Origin of the sequence: Treponema sp. (genome assembly GCF_051883275.1) — a bacterium.
In the GTDB taxonomy this organism is placed as follows: Bacteria; Spirochaetota; Spirochaetia; order Treponematales; family Treponemataceae; genus Treponema_D.
This window is the reverse complement of record NZ_JBJETK010000070.1, coordinates 1-2164: the sequence shown is the minus strand read 5'-3', so window position 1 is coordinate 2164 and position 2164 is coordinate 1. Positions and strand designations below refer to the sequence as shown.

At 42.1% G+C, this 2164-nt stretch carries 3 protein-coding genes and 1 pseudogene; 3 read left to right on the top strand and 1 reads right to left on the bottom strand.

Annotation, left to right across the window (positions count from 1 at the left end):
* From ACI4L0_RS10890 to rbr, 3 genes and pseudogenes are all read left to right on the top strand, one after another.
* The coding region (locus tag ACI4L0_RS10890; RefSeq protein WP_439800195.1) for a rubredoxin-like domain-containing protein at positions 1-354 on the top strand (354 nt) is incomplete at its 5' end.
* Between the two features lie 2 nt (positions 355-356).
* A pseudogene (locus ACI4L0_RS10885) lies at positions 357-956 on the top strand (rubredoxin-like domain-containing protein); the annotation flags it as partial.
* A 39-nt stretch (positions 957-995) separates the two neighbouring features.
* Positions 996-1526, top strand: a complete 531-nt coding sequence (gene rbr / locus ACI4L0_RS10880; protein ID WP_439800196.1) for a rubrerythrin — start codon at positions 996-998, stop codon at positions 1524-1526.
* Positions 1527-1631: 105 nt separating this feature from the next.
* Here the strand turns inward: rbr and ACI4L0_RS10875 are convergent, their stop codons facing one another.
* Positions 1632-2006: a TnpV protein gene (locus ACI4L0_RS10875; protein ID WP_439800194.1), complete on the bottom strand. Its 375-nt coding sequence runs from the start codon at positions 2004-2006 to the stop codon at positions 1632-1634.
* Positions 2007-2164: the final 158 nt, after the last annotated feature.

Here is a 2164-nt window from a genome sequence, read left to right as displayed (position 1 = left end):
GAGCTTGCTGACTATTTCACTGCTGCTGTTCCTGCTGTCAGCGACGCTACTGTTGAAAAATTGGCGCAAAATTTAATAGAGGATGCAGAAAACTATGCCGGTGTCCGTGCCACAGCCGATGCAAGCGGCGACCGAGGTGCGGCAAGAATTTGCGTTTGGGGCGAAAAGGTTACCCGTATGCTTTCTTCTCTTGTGAGTCGTTATATGACCGAGGGAGAAAAGATGTTGGAGGGTACAAACATATGGGTTTGCACGACCTGCGGTTTTGTCTACATTGGTGAACAGGCACCGGAGTTGTGTCCTGTATGTAAAGTTCCTGCGTGGAAATTTGAAAAAATAGAAGGGAGAGTGTAATCATGGATAAAGTTGCTGTTCGTAATTTGAGACTTTGTACAAAGGATTGTCTCTGCCTGTATGTTTGCCCTGTGGGAGCAACGGACACAGAAAACAGTATTATTGATGTTAACAAATGTATCGGTTGCGGCGCTTGTGCCGATGCTTGTCCAAGCGGAGCCATCAGTATGGTGCCAAAGGTTTATCCTGTTCAACAGGCAAAGACAGATTCTGTCAAAGCGGTATTGAATAGCGTTGCTCAGCGCAAAGCAGATGAAGAAAAAGCTGCTTTGCAAATTGCAGAAGCTACCGAAAAGGACGGTCTCTACCGCTTGATGAAGGCTGTTGCCAAATCTGAACGATTGGTGGCGGAGGACATAATGCGTGAGGCGGGATATATGCTTCCTCAAAGCAATAACGCTCATGAACTTTTGGAAGAACTTATTGCGAAGTCGCCTGACGGATTTCCTGTGGAAACTGCAAAAAAACTACTTAATATGATTCCGAATAATGAAAATGAAAAGAAAGAGGTAAAAGTTATGAAAAAATGGGTTTGTTCCGTATGCGGATATGTACACGAGGGTGACACTCCTCCTGAAAAGTGTCCTGTTTGCAAACAGCCAGCCGAAAAGTTCAATCTTGTAGAGGAAGAAAAGAAAAATATTTATGCAGGTACGCAAACCGAAAAGAATTTGGAGACTGCCTTTGCCGGTGAGTCTCAGGCTAGAAATAAGTATACCTATTTTGCATCTGTTGCAAAAAAGGAAGGCTACGAGCAAATGGCTGCATTGTTTCTGAAAACCGCTGATAATGAAAAAGAACACGCTAAAATGTGGTTCAAAGAGCTGAACGGTCTTGGTGATACGGCTGACAATTTACTGTCTGCTGCTGAAGGCGAGAACTACGAGTGGACAGATATGTACGATGGCTTTGCCAAAACTGCCGAAGAGGAAGGATTTCCCGAGCTTGCTGCTAAGTTCCGCATGGTTGCCGCTATTGAAAAACATCATGAGGAACGCTACCGTACACTGCTTCACAATCTGGAAACGGCACAGGTTTTTGAAAAGAGTGAAGTAAAGGTTTGGGAATGCCGCAACTGCGGACATATAGTTGTGGGAATCAAAGCCCCCGAAGTATGCCCTGTTTGCGCTCATCCGCAGGCTTACTTTGAGGTAAATGCTGAGAACTACTGATCACAGTGCTTTAACGAAATAAAGATACTCTATATTAAAATACGGTGTAACCTTAATTTTGAGGCTACACCGTATTTTTGCCGAAATATTATCTGTAAATTATTGTTATACATAGATTAAATCCGTATTTATAATCTCCGTCACACGATTATGGATATTGTTCATTTGATGCACCCACAGCATTTGATTTTCTGCTTTGAGTTGTTCGGTTACATTTTCATTTTCGGCAAGCTCTTTTACTAACAGAATAAACATTTCTTCTGCTTGCTTGTCAATATCGGTAAGGTAACTGTTTAATTTTCCGCTCGTCAGCAAATTAATATACAATACCTTGTGATTTTGCTTTAGATAGCGCTTGTGCCGCTGACCCCACATTCCGATTGGCTTTGTTTCTTGTTCGGGTATTTGTAAATTGGGAAGATAATAATCTCCAACCTGTGTGTATGTGCCGCCCATTTGCTCAAAAATAGTCTTTTCCATAATCTTAAACCTCCGTCGTCTTAATTCTAAATTTCTTAATCGGTGCGTGAGCAAATTTGATGATAAGTTCATCAACTGCATCTGTATATCTTCCGTCTGCAATGAGTTTGTTTCTCAAATTGTTTAGACTGTCGATAATAACGCTGTGCTCATAATCG

Bases quoted from the DNA above. Each gene is read 5' to 3' on its own strand.
- ACI4L0_RS10875 (WP_439800194.1), bottom strand. From the start codon at position 2,006: ATGGAAAAGACTATTTTTGAGCAAATGGGCGGCACATACACACAGGTT.